The sequence below is a fragment of the Calothrix sp. UHCC 0171 genome (genome assembly GCF_034931845.1).
GTDB lineage: Bacteria > Cyanobacteriota > Cyanobacteriia > Cyanobacteriales > Nostocaceae > Brunnivagina.
In genome coordinates, this window is record NZ_JAYGHN010000063.1 from 1 (window position 1) to 17,149 (window position 17,149).

A 17,149-nucleotide genomic window follows, 5' to 3' on the forward strand; every position below is an offset into this window, starting at 1 on the left:
TGTTGCGGCAAAAGCAGTAAAGATGCTATTTCGTAAGCTAGTAGATGCAACCCAAGCGCCAAATCAATTAGAGTGAATCCTGAATTCAGTTAGGGGTTTTTAATTGGGGAATCATTTGATTTTGGGGGAGTTTGGGCAATAAACTGAATCAGCCGAGCGATCGCCAGCATCACAGCACTATTTAAGTATAAAAAACTGCAATTTTACTGAAAATCTTCACAATTCGATTAAATATATCCGTGTATATTCGACTTCTAAGCTACACTATTTTCGTGGTATCGGGAGTGGCAAGGTCATGCTTAATCGGTGGTTCGGGAAATTTCTTTCATTTACTTTTATTACTAGCTGTTTGTTTATCGGTATTGGTATCGGTGCGGCAATTCGTATGGGGAAAATACAGGCATCAGATCAACCTCCCAAACCAGCAGAATCTTTACCGATATTACCTCCGGCAACTGAGGAGCAAATTTTTCCTGACTCGATTACAATTCAAGCGGTAGGGGATGTGATTCCTGGTACTAATTACCCCAACAACAGATTACCTGGTCAGGATTCGGGAGTTAGAATTTAAAGTATCTAATTTAAAAGTTGGAGTCGTTATTATTTTCCTGAGGTTGATTCCGTTTCTCCAATAGATTGGTTACTGGTATTAGTATTTGCTCCACGTTTTAGTATTTCCTGAGCATTTCTGGAATTTTCTTCTGGAGGAACATCGGTAATAACTCTTCTTCGCAAACGTTTTATTTTCAGTGTCTCTTCCGTGCTATTGTCTGCGCTCACCAACTCCCGTTGCTGACGTTGTTCTTCACGCTTTTTTTTCCTAGCGATCGCTTCACGATGATTTTGGGAACCTTGAATGGCAAAATTAGCAGAAACTCGCACCCCTTGTTTTCCACCCTCTGAGGGTTTCAGTTTAAAATTTCTTGCTTGTTCCAGAAGTGCTTCATCCAATTCTTGACTACCACTCGAACGATTTAATCGTACATTGGTAACTATACCTTTATCATTATAGTCAATCGTAACTTCAGGATTACCCTCTATCTTGCGTTTTCTAGCATTTTCTGGATACTTAATATTACACTCTTGGCAATCTGCTCGATTTAATTTAGAACTAGATGGAGATTTAGGAATTGGTGCAGTAGCAACTTTCTTTTCTTCGGTTGGCTTCGGGTTCCCATGATTTCTAGCAGCAACATCAGTGCCATTTCCCTTACCAAAACCAGTAGCACTTCCATTAACAGTTAAAGAATTACCAATACTACCATTGCCGTTATTTCCAGAATTAAAAGTATCATTTGTACCTGTAATTCCATTTCTCCCATCAGCAATAATTTTTCTAAGTCTACCACTACTAAAATTCATCGAAGGTTTTGTTAAATTATCTCCTGTAGAAGTTGTATCTTCCTGAGTTGTTGATATTGTAGTTGGAGTTAATGAAGCATTTTTCACAGGATTCACAGAAGGTTTGATAGTTTGTTCTAATGTTGTGAGGATATCTGTTTTTGGTGCAGGTTGAGGAATTACAGAAGGAGCAACAATTTTAGTGTCTATTTCCTGTTTAAAGCTTTCTAAGGTGTTCCCGACCTTATTTTCAACTTGGCGTTGTGTTTGTCTGAATGTTGAAGGGATATTTAATTTTGGCTTGATTCGCTGAATCTGTAAAGGTATTGGCTGTTGAATAATTGACGGGGAAGAATTATCACTTTTATAATTAGTCAAATTATTGGATAAGAGATGATTCGATTTTTCTAACAAACTCATTGATATTTTTCCACCACCTCCAGATTTTTTATCTCTTTGGGATTTCCCAACTTTAAATTCAGGTGTCTGTTTCAGGTTTGGTAAAGGTGGTTCAATAATCATCACCTCAATCGGTTTACTAGAAATATCCGCCGGGACTTGATTTTTTAAAACATTACTAATACTAAAAGCTAGTAGCCCAATATGTAGCGCTACAGAGCCGAGCGAACTGTAGGCAATAAACCTCCTGAACTTCTCGGCTTCTTTTTCTCGCCATCTTACCAAAATACTAGAAAAACTCATCTTTGTAACACCACTATTTATGTTACCCATACATATCATATTATGAATTATATTAAAAAAATCCCCATAAATTAATACATTTTGTCAACGTATCCATATATGACAACTTGTAAAACTTTTCTCAATTTAGAACACTTAAATATGACGGATTGTCAAAGATAAAAACATGACTAAACTTGTTATAAAATTAGTTGACAATTGATTTAAAATGCCGATAATCTTTTGTGTATTCAATAAAATAGCAATTAATGGAGTTCGGATAAAGAACTTTCAAAAAATGACAATAAAAGGATTATTTGTAGCAGGTGGAATAGTTATGTTTCCTCTGTTTATATTCAGCGTGACTTCTATTGCATTGAGTGCAGAACGTATCTGGTTTTGGTGGCAAGTTTGTCGTCGTCAAAAACCTGTTATTCGTGACGTTTTAAATCTCTACCGTCGAGGTAATCATGTAAGTGCGATCGACAAACTTCAACATAATCTGGATTTACCGATCGCACGTATTTTTATCTCAGCATTGGAATTAGAAGAACCAACGCCGGAAGAGTTTCGACTTGCCTTAGAAAGTGAAGCACAAGCTGAAATTCCGCTTTTGAAACGGTTTAATATAATTTTTGAAACAATAATTGGACTCGCTCCCTTACTCGGATTGTTAGGCACTGTACTCGGTTTGATTACATCATTTGCATCGCTAAATATTGGTGATGTCGGAGGAACAAAAACCCCAGGTGTGACAGCAGGTATCAGTGAAGCGCTCGTTTCAACTGCTTCGGGCTTGATAGTGGCAATTTTCACACTGTTATTTGCAAACTCATTTCGAGGATTCTACATCACTCAAATAAGATTGATTCAAGAATATGGAGGACAGTTAGAGTTACTCTATCGTCGTTATTATGAAAAGGCTTCTAACTCAAAAATTCCACAAATTAGAAGTTAAACAGAAAATTACCAAAAATATGCGTTTACTGGATGAAGCAGATATTTCAGCATAGATAAATATTTTTTATAAAAACATTATACCTGAATCCAATGAACAATAATTTGTACTTATTTTCGACTACTTTCCTCAGCCTACTTGCAGCTTTTCCATCACTTGCATCCGATACTGAAATTAATCAAACGGACATAAATAAAATCTCCCAACCTACATCGAACATCCCAAATCTCAGCGAAATTCAATTACTAGTAATTAATGCGAGTTTACTAACTCAACCAATTGAGCAAAATGAAGTACAGAAATTAATCAATCCTGAAAAAATATCTCAAAATAGTGATGTAGAAAAAGATGATACTGAGATTCAATTAGAAGCGATCGGTGAAAAAGACGTACTGCCAGAATCAACACCAACCCACATAATTGATAAAGAAGAAATTCAAAAACAAGGTGCATCTAGTGTTGCTGATATCTTAAAAAGAATGCCAGGTTTTGCAATTAATGATGTTGGTCATGGTGCAGATATTCACACAGGTACTTATTATCGTGGTGCATCAATAAATCAGTCAGTAATTCTTATCAATGGTAGACAAATTAATAGTAATATTAATACTTATCATGGTACTACAGATTTAAATAGTATTCCCGTCGAAGCAATTGAAAGAGTCGAACTCTATAGTGGTGCAGCGAGTTCTTTATACGGTTCATCAGCAGTTGGTGGAGTTGTTAATATCATTACTAAAGAAGGTAGTGGAAAACCAAAACTAAATGCTACTGCCGAATTTGGTTCATTGAATTTAAATAATCAACAATCAAGTTTTAGCGGTGGGACGGAAAATGTTCGCTATAACTTAAGTTTTGAACGATTTTTTGCCGATAACAAATATAAAGTTCCCGTAGGTGCAGCCAATCGAGATTCTAAAGGTAAATTATTCAATGCAGACACAGCAACAAGCACTTACTTTGGGAATATTGGATTTGATTTAAACAAAAAAAATACCCTGAGTTTAGATGTTAAAAAACTCAGTAGTCGTCGTGGTTTAGTTTATTTTGGTTTTCCCTTACAAAAAGATAGACTCGACCACGATGGTTTAAATATTGGTTTATCTTGGAAGTCTCAACTGGCGAATAATTCCAAACTCACAACTACACTTGGATTCAACCAAGACTACTTTAATACCTATGGTCCCACCGTTGTTTCCAACAGAGAATTTTACCGTACAGGAACTTTAGATACGCAGCAATTTACCGCCAGAGTAGATCATGAGTGGAAAATTTCTCCTAACTATCAACTTCGCTGGGGTTTGGATTTAAGTAGTCTCAACTTAAATGGAATAGTAAATAGTAACCGTCCAGATAGAATTTCTCTAAATGAAAAAGAAAATAGAAGTTTATTAAATACAGCTATATTTGCAGTTAATACTATTAATATTAATGATACATTACAGTTTGATTTAGGACTGAGACAAAACCTTGATTCGGAGTTTGGAAATTACTTTAATCCGAGTGTTGGTTTTCGCTATGCTATTTTATCAAATATAGCTTTACGTGGAAGTTGGACATCTGTACAAAGAAATCCCGGTTTAGACCAAAAATATGTTTACGATACTGTACATGGTTGGTTGCCAAATATTGATTTAAAACCAGAAACAGGTTCTTCTTGGACTGCGGGAGTTGATGTTAGTTTATCTCAAAATTTGACCGGACAATTTACTTATTTTGGTAGCAATTTAGATAACCGTCTAGGCATAGTGCAAGGTAAATGGCAAAATATTGGCTTAGTTGATACCAATGGCTTTGAAGCTGCCTTAAGGTGGAAAATAGCACGTAACTGGTCAACATTTTTTAACTATACTTACACCGATGCCAAAATCAAAACTGGAGTCGAATCAGGGTTGCAATTAGGTTTAATTCCTTACTCAAATTTACAAACGGGAATTGGTTACGAAAAAAATGGATGGCAAGCTAATTTTTATGCTACTTATTATAGTGGCGCTCGTAGATCGCTTTTCAATAATCCTAGTGATAAAACGACAGATTTTTCACCATCTTACCTAAATTTAGATTTGAGCGCTCGCGTACCTATAAATAAAACCTTGGGACTGACATTTTACTTAGAGAATTTGCTTGGAGAACAGTATGAACGAGTCAATCGGATTTATAGTCCTGGTTTTACTTTTCGTGTTGGTCTAACCTCCAATATTTAACAATATTTAATGTTTATGTTCTTCAGTAAGTAATGTGCTACCTCGCCCAATAAGCTGTACATCCTTACTGGGCAATAGTCACATATATTAACATTCTTGTAGACTTGATTCTGTAACTTAGGCTAAAAGTATCTGTTAACCTGGATTTTCAAGCTAAGTTACTGACTTTTATTAAAACCTTCAGCACAACTCTATTCTATAACTATCTAAGAATAAAACGAAAAAGCAATATTGAAAACATAGACTAGTAGTCTGTCAATTTTGTTTTGAGGGATTTTTGGTAGTCTCGCTCACGCGGGCAAGATACCCGCACTACAGTCCCTCATTTCAACCCTGACAGGCTACTAGACTAGAGTTGATTTTGTAGTTTTATTTTCTAGTATTATAAACATAATTATCTGTTAAATTTATTTTGGATTGGCTATTTTTTTTATATTTAATCGCATTTAATTTTATGGAAAAGATTTCCAACTTATTACTGAGACTTTCACGACGGCTATATACAAATGCAGAGCAACAAGAAGAATTTATTCATGCCCTAATTAGCCCTCAGAACTATAATTCTAGTATTCTCTGGTGTCAGCCAAAACCGAGTGATTGTTTACTGAATGAAGTCGAAAGATTGGCATGGCAACCGCAATTTGTAGACCGTTTAGAATTAAATAGTAAACCTGGGCAAGATGATTTACATGCACAAGGTTACTTTTATTGTTTAGATTTTTCTTCAGTATTTGCCGCATCAATTTTTTTGAATATTCATCAACCAATTAATACTATATTTGACATGTGTGCAGCACCAGGAGGAAAAAGTATCTTCGCATGGAAACTTCTGCAACCGCAACTACTAATTGCTAATGAAGTAATTGGTAAACGCTTGGGAATGTTAATTGCTAATTTCAAACGCTGTCATATTCAACCTGTGGCAGTATTAAATCGTGATTCTAGTATTTTTGCTGAGACTATACCAAAATCTATTAATTTAGTCATTGTCGATGCACCTTGTTCTGGACAATCTTTACTGGCAAAAGGTGAAAAAGTACCGGGATGTTTTCACCCCACAAATATTAATAAAAATGCCAATCGACAAAAGCGAATTATTGCCAATTCTGCCCAAATTGTTGCTCCTCAAGGTTATCTTGCTTACATGACATGTACTTATTCTCCTGAAGAAAATGAAGATGTATGTAAATGGTTATTAGAAAGATTTCCGCAATTTCAACCAGTCGTAGTTAGTCATTTAGAAAAAATGCGATCGCATTTAACGGACATACCATGTTATCGTATGTTTCCCCAGTCAGGATTAGGTGCAGGAGCATTTGCGGCGTTATTTCAAAACACAGAAACAAACACAGACATAGAAGCAGTGAAGGAAGTTAATCGAGAGGTATTACAAGAATTAGGAATTAGGTATTATGCCTGATTCAGAGAATGTGCTGTTGTCGGGGTGAAATTACCGGTTTTCTACGCTAACCTCTCACCCTTCAACCTTTCCATCCCCACGGTGATAGCTGAATCTTCCACACTATTTAGGGGCAAGAAAACCGTCATTACCTCACCTTGTTGGGGACGCTGACGTACAATTAATTTACCACCGATCGCTTGAAATAAATGCTTGGTCGCTGCTAAATTTAAACTAATTGTCCCCGTTTCCGGTTGAAACATCAGCAATTGTCCAATCGCTTTACGAATGGGTGGTGTACAGGATGCGGCAGTTGCAGTATCTTCATCGTTAATTTGTGGTAATAGCTGTAACTTCAGTTGATTACCTGCTGGAATCACATGAACTTGTATTTGGCTACCCGCAGGTAAACTGCGCGTAAAATTCTCAATCAAATTTGTGAGTACCCTATCCAACATGTTCGGATTACTCACTACTGTTGGTAGTTTCTGTGGTAACACTACATCTAAAGTTAAATTGCGACGACTTGCAGCTTGTTGCCAACGGGGAATGCTTTGTTTTAACACCTGTTCTAAACACATGGGTGCAAGTTGTGAACCCACAGTATTTGTTGAAGTCGATGTTTCCAATTCTGCGGCTCTAAATAGCAACTCCATTCTATCTATTTGCTCGGTACATTCGCGATCGATCATTTCCAACCGCTTCATCACATTGGCTGGTAAATCCTTATGTTTGAGTAACATTCGCGTAACTGTACGGATAGTCGCCAAGGGAGTACGCACTTCGTGAGCAAATGCTTGCAATAATTCCACATCGGAACGATGGCAGGAAGGCATTGCACCCTGAGAATATTCGGGGAAGGAAGAATTATCAATCTCTTCATTATTGTCTTTTTCTTCTTGTCCCCCATAACCTCTGAGGGATTTATCCTCCTCCTCTGGAAATTCTGCCAATAGTAATTGGCTAAATTCCATGAGAATACGAAAATCAGGTGTGACATCATCACAATATTCTTGTACTAATTCAGCTAGATAAGTAAACTCATCCGGGTTTACCATCATTACCCGCGCCCCTAAAATTTTCCATGCCTGCTGAACTATTTCTGGTTCAAAGGAAAAGGAAAATACTTTTTCGCCATTTTCATTTTCTGCCAAAACCAAAACCAGTTGAAATTTAGGGGTGAAAACTAGACAAAACTGCTCTTTCCCTAGCGGATCAGCTGCTAATAAGGGTAATATAGCCTCGTTAGTAGATGTTTCTATTTCTGACTCCACCACTGTGGGCATTTGAAACGGCATCAGTGCCAGGGGGTTAAATGGCTTTGCCGTAAAAGTAATTGTTTCCAGGTTATGAATTAGTTTAAGTTGACTAAATACTGGTGCGGGTGCAGCTAAAACTAATCCTCTATTATTATTTTTCTGATCTTTGGGACTAGGCGAAGTCCTTGTCAATGTGTTTAATAGCAACTTTTCTGTCACCGCTATACTTAAGCGCCACTGACGTTCTGCTTTTGCAGAGGAGCCAACAGCCATATTTATGTGATTGGCGGCTAAAACTTCACTCAAACTTGGCAGAATCCATTTATACACGAATTTTCACCCCATGATTAGCGAGCGATATGCAGAGTTTTTAAAGGCATATATATCTATATCCTGAGGTTATAAGTATTTCCTTGATGTCGAAAGTCGTAGAACCGAACATTTTAGGGGCAATTTCCAGAAGAGCATCCCAGGATGTGGTGTGGTGCTAGGTAAAAAACAGCTAATAACTTGCCACTTGTAACAAATTCTGTAACAACGGCACTAACAGGACTATAACCCGTCTAGATTAAGACATCAATTCCAATAAGTCTACGGGTAATCCCGGTACTGGCGGGTAATGTTGTTTAAAGACACACGCGACTATCAAATCCTTTTTCTCTCTTTATTCCTGATTTTAGGAATTGGTACTAGAGATTGGACGCTACGACCTGAATTAATTTGTGTTGCCATTATTACATGTTTGTTTGGGCAATGGATCATGGGTATTGGGCAATGGGCATGGAATCAACAATTATTCATTCAGAACCAAGAACTATTAACCAAACCTCAATTTTCCACATCAGTGCGTAGTGCCTTAATTACATCCTTGGGACTGAGTTTGCTACTACGGGCAGACCATTGGACAACAATGATGTTAGCAGCAATATGTGCGATCGCCAGCAAATTCATTTTCAAAATTGGTGACAAACACTTTTTTAACCCAGCGAATTTCGGGATTATCTGTGTTTTGGTAATTACCCCTGATGCTTGGGTTTCACCTGGACAATGGGGGGAAGATTGGTGGTACTGCATGATATTTGCAGGCTGTGGGGGAATGGTTCTCAAGCGCGTCGGACGTTGGGATACGACGGCGACGTTTTTGGCTGCCTATGCTTTGCTGGAAGCCCTTCGCAATCTCTGGCTGGGCTGGACTTGGGACGTTTACTACCATCGCTTGATGAGTGGTTCGTTGCTGTTATTTGCCCTATTTATGGTGACAGACCCCCGTTCTATTCCTAATGCTCGCATCGGTAGAATTATGTGGGCATTATTTATTGCCATATTCACGTTCGTTTTACGTAATTACTTCTATTTATCTACCGCAGTTTTCTGGTCATTATTTGCCCTAGCACCAATGACGGTATTAATCGATAAACTTTTGCCAGCAGCTAGATTTGAGTGGGAAAAGGGTGAAATCCTCCTATCCCCTACCCCAGAAATAACCAATTAATTAATCAATCAATAAATAAATCAGATGAAACAACTCAAATTGCTCATCTCATTACTACTCACCTGTGTGGTAATTTTGGGATTTGCCCCCACGGCTTCCGCCTTTTGCGGCTTCTACGTTGCCAAAGCAGATACAAAACTCTACAACAAAGCTTCCCAAGTTGTGATTGCCCGGGATGAGAATAAAACTGTTTTAACGATGGCGAATGATTTCCAAGGTGAAGTCAAGGATTTTGCTATTGTTGTACCCGTACCCACAGTTCTGCAAAAAGAGCAAGTCAGAGTAGCTAAACCTAGTATTATTGAACGTTTGGATGCATTTAGCGCCCCACGTTTAGTAGAATATTTTGACTCCGACCCATGTGCTGATTATGACAATATCCGTCGTCCTCTGCCAATGGCAGCACCAAGAGCAGGAGTTCAACAACTATCGGAAATGGCACGCGATCGCAATCTCGGAGTCACCGTAGAAGCACGGTTTAATGTGGGCGAATATGACATTCTTATTCTCAGTGCTAAGGAATCTGGTGGTTTGGAAACTTGGTTAAACCGCAATGGTTACAAAATTCCCCGAGGAGCAAAAGCGCTACTCAAGCCATATATTCGCCAAAATATGAAGTTTTTTGTGGCGAAAGTCAATTTAGATAAGTTTGCAACAAGCGGTTATCAAAATCTCCGTCCCTTACAAATTGCCTATGAATCACCTAAATTCATGTTGCCAATTCGCTTGGGAATGATTAACGCCACCACCGAACAAGATTTAATTGCTTACATTCTTTCTCCTAAAGGACAAGCGGAAGTCACCAACTACCGGACAGTGAAAGTCCCCTCCGGTAATAATATTCCTGTATATGTGAAACAAGAATTTGGCGACTTTTACAAATCCATGTTCCAAACTTCTTACCTGAAAGAAGACCGGAAAGTCGCATTCTTAGAATATGCTTGGGATATGGGTAGTTGCGACCCTTGTTCGGCTGAACCCCTCAACAATGAGGAACTTAAGGACGCAGGTGTGTTTTGGCTAGAAAAAAATCCATCGGGTGTAGCACCCATTCCCCCAGGTAGTTTTCGTCGTCCTCCGATTGTGTCTAACAATGTATTTATCACCCGTTTGCATGTTCGCTATACCCGCGACAAATTCCCCGAAGATTTGATGTTTCAAACAACTGCAAACACTGAGAATTTTCAAGGACGCTACGTTTTACAGCATCCATTTACGGGTGAAGCCAAATGTTCCGCAGCTAGAGAATATAAACGCGGTTTAAATAAACGTTATGAACAAGAAGCACAAACACTAGCCAAACTTACCAACTGGAATATTCAAGATATTCGCAGAAAAATGAAACTGAATGGTCAAGCTGCATTATCTTGGTGGCAAAGAGGGTAAAAATTGACACAGAGAGGGGGAGAAATGGGAAAATTTATTGATTATCTTTCTTTTTCTTCCCATCCTGCCTTTCCAGCTTCCCCTGCAACCTGCTAATATCGCCAGCATGAGTAATATTATCAAATGCATTTAAGCAGCAATATTGAAAAAGTTTGACTGCTGGGCTTCTATTGGTATCACTGGTATGAAAGGATTGGAGGAACAATTACGTCAATTAGTTGAGGAAGCTTGCGGGCATCCACCGGGAAGTGTGCCGCGACAACGACTGTTAACACAAATTATTCGCTTGGTGAGTAAAAAGCTGTGGAGAGAAAGCACAGTTTACTATCAAGATGCGCTGCAACAGACTTGGTTGTACTTTTGTCGCAATATTTGTGATGCTTATGATCCGAATCGGGGAACTGCAATCACTTGGTTGAATGTTTATTTAAGGCATCGGTTACAAGATTTTTACATTAAAACCCAAGAGGAAAATTCCCGAAAAGCATTTGCAACTATCCAACAATCAGCATCAGGCGATCGCGCTGATATTATTAATCCCATAGATAATATTGCTGCACCTCCTGATCCACCACCAATTTTAGACCATGTGAGATTGTGGGTGGAGCGTGATATTGATGGAGATTTACGCCAGACTCATATTCAGGGGCGATCGGATGTCAATTGTCAAGTGTTAATTTTGAAACGCTTACCTCCAGAAGTTAGCTGGAAGGAATTAGCACAAGAATACGGTTTGACTGTTTCAACTTTGAGTAGCTTTTATCAGCGTCAATGCATACCTCGTTTGCGTCAATTTGCCGAAACAGAGGGTTATTTATAAACATAAAAAATAAACATAAAAAATAATTTGTGGCACAAGCACAACTAATCTCCCCAACTTCTTCTGAATTCGGGGAGATTCAGTTTAGGAGAAAAATGTGGAAATTCGGATTCTACCACTGCCTCTATCGTCTGAAGATACTATTGTTTGGGTTCTACCACTGCCGCGATCGTCTGAAAATGTCATGTTTTGGATTCTACCGCTTCCGCGATCGTCATTTAAAAAAATCATAATTTCCCCTTTTGTTTAAATTGATGACGAAGATAATTAAAAAAGAGTGATTCTGAAAATCAAAGTTGACTAAATTTGTCTGAGAGCAAATTATTTTTTCAATTTCATAAACTTCATAAAGTTATTTCAAAAATTTATATATTGTCGGCTAAATTTCCCGAAAGCATGAATTAATAAGCGCAAAAGCGTTTGATAATTCATGAAAGAAGCCAAGCTAAACCAAGTTAGCCAGTAATCCATCTCGTGTTTCAAATAATTGGCTATCCTCCCGATTTGTAATCTTTTAAATATCCAATAATTGAACTTGATTAAAAGTTTTTTTGACTTATCAACTGTCATCATTAACCTGATTCATCATTCACTTTTCATTAAGCTTTACATAGAGTTTTTACTTTCACCTGAGTATTTTTTCGTAAACAAAAAATCTATCAAGGGCGATTTATTGTGATTTGTGTAAATCTGCAAATCAATACTTTACTCTTGATAAAACCTTGAATATTTACTTAGAAATAGTATTCATTCAGTAGAATTGCGAATCAGTAAAAACCGATAAAAATTTCCCAACATAATTAAGAAGTCATAAAAAAACTCGCTAAAAGCGAGTAATATATCGAACTTGATATTATTTTTTGCTACAAATTGGCAAGTTTTCAGTAATCGATGGCAATACTTAAATTTAAGTAAATATTGGTATTTACTGATGTAGTTACTGAGATAGTAATTATTTGGATGAAGCTGCGTGGAAAAATATACTTAGCTACGTTCATGCACATTATTCACAGATACACAACACATATACCATCAGTAGATAAATCAATCCGCGTCAATGAGCGATTGGCTGAATTACAAAGTTATTGAAGGCTAACACGGTAAACCACTGGCGCTAGCAAGGTTTCTCTGCAAGTTGCTTGATTGGTTCTAATTGTGACTAAGTACCTGTATCCAAGCAAAACAAAGATGCATTAAACTTTGCTAACGCACCCGGCGAAATTGAGCAAATAAAGTTCAAATTAAGAATTTTCAAACTGCAAAGCTTGTCCACGCACCTCAGTAAATAACTTCCCATTTTGGTAAACTATTTGACCACCAACTATTGTTGTATGTGCCCACCCGGTTAAGTTCCAACCCTCAAAGGGACTCCAACCACACTTGCTAAAGAGTTCTTGACGTAAGACAGGGCGATAATTGTCCAAGTCAACAAGAACTAAATCAGCATCATAACCCGGTTTAATCTCACCTTTGTTGCGTATGCCATAGGCTTTGGCAACTGCTGTTGACATCCAGTTGACAACCTGAGCAATGGTACATTTTCCTTCTTTTGCCGCAGTCAGCATTAATGCGAGGGAAGTTTCGACTCCAGGCATTCCCGAAGGGCTTTTGGGATAAGGTTGGGCTTTTTCTTCTAAAGTATGCGGCGCATGGTCAGTGGCGATAAAATCGATAATACCATCGCGTAAAGCTTGCCAAAGTACCTCATTATCGTGGGGCGATCGCAATGGTGGATTCATCTGTGCTAAAGTACCAATCTTGGCGTATGCACTCGTATTCATGAGTAAATGCTGCGGTGTGACTTCGCATGTCACCCAACTCGGCTTATGCTGACGCAGTAATTCTGCTTCTTCGGCAGTGGACATATGCAGGATATGTAACCGGCGCTGATATTTTTGAGAAAGTTTTAATGCCAGTTGCGTCGCTTCTAGTGCTGCTTGATTATCTTGAATCTGGGAGTGGATTGCGGGATCGGTAATACCTGCAAATTCCTGCCGACGTTGGTTAATTCTCTCTTGGTTCTCAGCATGAACAGCAATGAGGCGCGTCCCTTGAGAAAATATCGCTTCGAGTGCCACTTCAGTATCGACTAACAACTGACCATGCATCGAACCCATGAAGATTTTAATTCCCGGTGTCGGGTGTGCCGAGAGAATATCGGGTAAATTTTCTGACGTAGCCCCAATAAAAAAGCCATAATTAACCAGACACTTCTGGGAGGCACGTTGCAACTTGTCATCTAAAGTTTGTTGAGTCGTAGTTAAAGGTCGGGTATTCGGCATTTCCAAAAAGGAAGTCACCCCACCTTTGGCACAAGCACAACTTGCAGTAAACAGATTTTCCTTATATTCCAATCCCGGTTCGCGGAAATGCACCTGCGGATCGATAACCCCCGGCAACAAAGTTAACCTCGCAGCGTCAATTTCTATTATTGGTTCAGCTGTCGATATTTGGGGTGCAACTTCGACAATGACGCGATCGCGTGTGAGTACATCCCCAATCATCAATTCACCATTCGGTAAAATGATACGAGCGCGGCGAATAAGTAAATTAGTAGGAGATGTCATAGAGGTAAATGCGTTTGCACAACAGTTCGATTTTACAAACAACTATTCTTTTAGGTTAAACTTGGTTGCACTGCAAAAAAAAAAATTTGCCAATTACGACAAAAAAATTCACTTTAGCTCACGAAAATCCTGTCAAGATAGTTACACTACTAATATGCATCTCGCCTGTGGCTAATGAATTGCTCAATAACTTTCTCCTGCTAAACAAGTCAATGTAACTGCGTATCAAGCTATTAATCTAGTGATTCCATGCAAAATCAAGTGTCCGATCAAAACTCAAACCAACAACCAGATAATTCGTGGATTGCAGAACTACTTAGAACTGTCGTACTAAGTATTCTCCTTGCCTTAGGAATTCGCACATTTGTGGCAGAAGCACGATGGATCCCTTCTGGTTCGATGGAACCGACTCTGCACGGAACGACAAATCAGTGGGAAGCAGATAAAATAATAGTCGATAAGTTAAAGTATAAATTTTCTGACCCGCAACGTGGTGATATCATTGTCTTTTCACCCACTGCCGAACTACAAAAAGAAGATTATCAAGATGCTTTTATTAAACGTGTAATCGGCTTACCGGGGGAAAAAGTCGAACTCCGGGAAGGTAATGTCTTTATCAATGGGAAACAACTTCCAGAAACAAATTATCTCAGTAAAGACAAAGAGCGTACATCAATTGAAGTTTGTACATCGGGAAAAAATCCACCTTTTTTATACCAAGCAACTACCATTCCTAAAGGTCAATATCTTGTACTTGGTGATAACCGGACTCAAAGCTATGATGGGCGTTGTTGGGGTCTTGTACCTCGCGAAAACATCATCGGACGTGCGGTAGTTCGATTTTGGCCGCTAAATAAAGTTGGTGGTCTGGATACGAAATCCCCTCTTTATCCTTAATTTTTTCATGGTTTATGGGTTAATCAAAATTGAGTAGTGGTATTAGATATTACTAACTCTCCGACTCTGGAATATCTAATATCCCTTCCCCAAAATCTGGTGATATCTCCGTATCTCCGCATACTCATATTGTGTTATATTTAGCATAGTTTTAGAAAATTACTATAACTATTTAATTTTTGCTCATGAATAATCATCAAGTTGTCGTCCTGCGAATAGATGGGCGACAGCTTTTGGCTGAGTACAGAATTTAGCCTGACATTATTGTGGAGTTAAGCTAGCAAGTTTAAGATGAAATGCGATCGCATATTTTTGTCAACAAGCGACATTTAAATTGCATAAATAAAAAATACAAGCTTTCCAAGTCAGAGGAGCTATGGGAAATATGTATTCTCATGAAATGTCATCATGATATTTTAGCTGACTAAATTATTCACGCAACATTTTACTAGCCATCAGACAGTGGCTTCTCACATCGGCAATATAATTTTTGAACTTTGCCTAACTAACAAAAAAATCGGGTAAAGGGGAATATTTGTGTTCTGGTATATGTAGTTTGTGGTGTCTATTTATTAATTCACCAAATAATTCACCAAAAATTTACAGAGTAAATTAATAACCTGAATTTAATGAAGTGCTTACGTAATTAGACATACACAAACCAGATTTTTGTCTATTTCGCTACAAAGGTCTGTGACAATGAGTGATACTTAATACATTTAGGTGTTATAACAAGATTTTATTAACTAATAGTGTTGAGGATGTATAAGCTGCAAAAACCTGGAGAAAACCTAGCAATTATTGAGACTAACGCAGTTTATAACCATGAACTGAAGCGGAAACTTGATTAAAAACTTTACATGGGGAGATGTAATTGGGTAAAAAAATGAGTTAAGTTAGCAGGTTAGAACTAAAAATGAATAACCATTCCCTTTAATAAATCTCTAATTTGACCTATTTTGAGGGACAAGTGTAAATAAATATCAATTTGAGACAAATTCATGGAATTAGCTAGAACCAAGGCAGATGAATGACGCGAACTTACATACTCATAAAAAAGATATTTTGATTATTGACGATACCGCAGATAATCTGCGAGTTTTATCTGCAATCTTAATTAGAGAAGGGTATAACGTTCGCAAAGCGTTGAACTGGCAAATGGCTCTAACCGCTTGTAAAACAGTTTTACCAGATTTAATTTTGCTGGATATTATGATGCCGGAAATCGACGGTTATGAAGTATGTCGTCGTTTGAAAGATTGGGAAAAAACTCAGGATATTCCAGTTATATTTGTGAGTGCTTTAGATGATGTTTTTGATAAGGTGAAAGCTTTTCAAGCTGGGGGTGTAGATTATATTACGAAACCATTTGAGTTTGAAGAAGTTTTAGTTAGAGTCCAAAATCAAATTGCTTTGCGTGATACTCGTTTAGAAATTTTACATCTGAATGCCGAACTGGAAAAACGAGTCAAAACAAGAACTCAGGAGTTGGAAGAAACTTTGTATAAACTCCAGGTAGAGATGAGTTCTCGTAGAGAATTGCAAACGAAGCTACTGGATATTGCTTTACATGATTCGTTGACTGGTTTACCAAACCGTGTTTTATTTATTCGCCAGTTAGAAAAATCTCTTAACCGTGCCAAGCAAGATTGTAATTATCAATTTGCTGTGTTATTTCTCGATTGCGATCGCTTCAAAATTGTTAATGATTCCCTTGGTCATTTTGTTGGCGATGAATTACTCGTTGCTATTTCTCGTCGTATCCAATTATCTTTGAGTCCATTTGATACTTTAGCCAGGTTTGGCGGTGATGAGTTTGCTATTCTCCTGGAAAATATTACCAGTATTGAAATGGCAATTGATGTTGCTGATAGAATTAAACAAAAACTATCACTGGCATTTAAATTATCACGCTATGAAGTCTTTATGAATGCGAGTATTGGCATTAGCTGGGGTAGCCCTAGTTACGATAAACCTGAATACCTACTCCGGGATGCTGACACAGCAATGTACCGTGCAAAATCATTAGGCAGAGCAAGATACCATGTTTTTGATCCAGACATGCACAAAAAAGCAATTGAGCTTTTGGAGTTAGAAAATGATTTGCGTCGTGCTGTCGAACGCCAGGAATTTATTATTTACTAG

Annotated in this window: 12 protein-coding genes and 1 pseudogene; 9 read left to right on the forward strand and 4 right to left on the reverse strand. The window is 38.0% G+C overall.

Annotated elements, in window-relative coordinates:
• Window positions 1-295 precede the first annotated feature (295 nt).
• Window positions 296-571: a hypothetical protein gene (locus VB733_RS25670; protein ID WP_323342885.1), complete on the forward strand. Its 276-nt coding sequence runs from the start codon at window positions 296-298 to the stop codon at window positions 569-571.
• Between the two features lie 29 nt (window positions 572-600).
• On the opposite strand, the gene VB733_RS25675 is transcribed toward VB733_RS25670, so the two are convergent.
• Entirely contained in the window at window positions 601-2,043 is a 1,443-nt protein-coding gene (locus VB733_RS25675) for an energy transducer TonB (protein WP_323342886.1), read from the reverse strand.
• 277 nt (window positions 2,044-2,320) lie between these two features.
• Here VB733_RS25675 and VB733_RS25680 point away from each other — a divergent pair, with 277 nt between their 5' ends.
• From VB733_RS25680 to VB733_RS25690, 3 genes are all read left to right on the forward strand, one after another.
• Entirely contained in the window at window positions 2,321-2,980 is a 660-nt protein-coding gene (locus VB733_RS25680; protein ID WP_323342887.1) for a MotA/TolQ/ExbB proton channel family protein, read from the forward strand.
• A gap of 92 nt (window positions 2,981-3,072) precedes the next feature.
• Window positions 3,073-5,184 carry a TonB-dependent receptor gene (locus VB733_RS25685; RefSeq protein WP_323342888.1) on the forward strand — a complete coding sequence of 704 codons (2,112 nt, stop codon included), beginning with the start codon at window positions 3,073-3,075 and terminating at the stop codon, window positions 5,182-5,184.
• A 454-nt stretch (window positions 5,185-5,638) separates the two neighbouring features.
• Window positions 5,639-6,604, forward strand: a complete 966-nt coding sequence (locus VB733_RS25690; protein ID WP_323342889.1) for an RsmB/NOP family class I SAM-dependent RNA methyltransferase — start codon at window positions 5,639-5,641, stop codon at window positions 6,602-6,604.
• A 41-nt stretch (window positions 6,605-6,645) separates the two neighbouring features.
• Here VB733_RS25690 and VB733_RS25695 read toward each other — a convergent pair whose 3' ends face one another.
• The gene (locus VB733_RS25695) at window positions 6,646-8,172 is read right to left on the reverse strand and encodes a HAMP domain-containing sensor histidine kinase (RefSeq protein WP_323342890.1); all 1,527 of its coding nucleotides are present in this window, start codon (window positions 8,170-8,172) and stop codon (window positions 6,646-6,648) included.
• Between the two features lie 289 nt (window positions 8,173-8,461).
• Here VB733_RS25695 and VB733_RS25700 point away from each other — a divergent pair, with 289 nt between their 5' ends.
• From VB733_RS25700 to VB733_RS25710, 3 genes are all read left to right on the forward strand, one after another.
• Window positions 8,462-9,334, forward strand: coding sequence for an RnfABCDGE type electron transport complex subunit D (locus VB733_RS25700; RefSeq protein WP_323342891.1), 873 nt, complete (start codon window positions 8,462-8,464; stop codon window positions 9,332-9,334).
• A 24-nt stretch (window positions 9,335-9,358) separates the two neighbouring features.
• The gene (locus VB733_RS25705; RefSeq protein ID WP_323342892.1) at window positions 9,359-10,720 is read left to right on the forward strand and encodes a DUF2330 domain-containing protein; all 1,362 of its coding nucleotides are present in this window, start codon (window positions 9,359-9,361) and stop codon (window positions 10,718-10,720) included.
• Between the two features lie 184 nt (window positions 10,721-10,904).
• The gene (locus VB733_RS25710) at window positions 10,905-11,540 is read left to right on the forward strand and encodes a sigma-70 family RNA polymerase sigma factor (protein WP_323342893.1); all 636 of its coding nucleotides are present in this window, start codon (window positions 10,905-10,907) and stop codon (window positions 11,538-11,540) included.
• Between the two features lie 84 nt (window positions 11,541-11,624).
• On the opposite strand, the gene VB733_RS25715 is transcribed toward VB733_RS25710, so the two are convergent.
• Both VB733_RS25715 and VB733_RS25720 read right to left on the reverse strand, forming a co-directional pair.
• The gene (locus tag VB733_RS25715) at window positions 11,625-11,771 is read right to left on the reverse strand and encodes a hypothetical protein (RefSeq protein ID WP_323342894.1); all 147 of its coding nucleotides are present in this window, start codon (window positions 11,769-11,771) and stop codon (window positions 11,625-11,627) included.
• Window positions 11,772-12,781: 1,010 nt separating this feature from the next.
• Window positions 12,782-14,107 carry a dihydroorotase gene (locus VB733_RS25720; protein ID WP_323342895.1) on the reverse strand — a complete coding sequence of 442 codons (1,326 nt, stop codon included), beginning with the start codon at window positions 14,105-14,107 and terminating at the stop codon, window positions 12,782-12,784.
• Between the two features lie 249 nt (window positions 14,108-14,356).
• Between VB733_RS25720 and lepB the strand changes: the two genes are divergently transcribed.
• Window positions 14,357-15,004 carry a signal peptidase I gene (lepB, locus tag VB733_RS25725; RefSeq protein ID WP_323342896.1) on the forward strand — a complete coding sequence of 216 codons (648 nt, stop codon included), beginning with the start codon at window positions 14,357-14,359 and terminating at the stop codon, window positions 15,002-15,004.
• Window positions 15,005-16,030: 1,026 nt separating this feature from the next.
• A pseudogene (locus tag VB733_RS25730) lies at window positions 16,031-17,149 on the forward strand (diguanylate cyclase domain-containing protein); the annotation flags it as partial.

What these genes read in the sequence shown, in the direction of transcription:
- VB733_RS25670 (WP_323342885.1), top strand. Translation starts at nt 296, where the DNA reads ATGCTTAATCGGTGGTTCGGGAAATTTCTTTCATTTACTTTTATTACT.
- VB733_RS25675 (WP_323342886.1), bottom strand. Translation starts at nt 2,043, where the DNA reads ATGAGTTTTTCTAGTATTTTGGTAAGATGGCGAGAAAAAGAAGCCGAG.
- VB733_RS25680 (WP_323342887.1), top strand. Translation starts at nt 2,321, where the DNA reads ATGACAATAAAAGGATTATTTGTAGCAGGTGGAATAGTTATGTTTCCT.
- VB733_RS25685 (WP_323342888.1), top strand. Translation starts at nt 3,073, where the DNA reads ATGAACAATAATTTGTACTTATTTTCGACTACTTTCCTCAGCCTACTT.
- VB733_RS25690 (WP_323342889.1), top strand. Translation starts at nt 5,639, where the DNA reads ATGGAAAAGATTTCCAACTTATTACTGAGACTTTCACGACGGCTATAT.
- VB733_RS25700 (WP_323342891.1), top strand. Translation starts at nt 8,462, where the DNA reads ATGTTGTTTAAAGACACACGCGACTATCAAATCCTTTTTCTCTCTTTA.
- VB733_RS25705 (WP_323342892.1), top strand. Translation starts at nt 9,359, where the DNA reads ATGAAACAACTCAAATTGCTCATCTCATTACTACTCACCTGTGTGGTA.
- VB733_RS25710 (WP_323342893.1), top strand. Translation starts at nt 10,905, where the DNA reads ATGAAAGGATTGGAGGAACAATTACGTCAATTAGTTGAGGAAGCTTGC.
- VB733_RS25715 (WP_323342894.1), bottom strand. Translation starts at nt 11,771, where the DNA reads ATGATTTTTTTAAATGACGATCGCGGAAGCGGTAGAATCCAAAACATG.
- VB733_RS25720 (WP_323342895.1), bottom strand. Translation starts at nt 14,107, where the DNA reads ATGACATCTCCTACTAATTTACTTATTCGCCGCGCTCGTATCATTTTA.
- lepB (WP_323342896.1), top strand. Translation starts at nt 14,357, where the DNA reads ATGCAAAATCAAGTGTCCGATCAAAACTCAAACCAACAACCAGATAAT.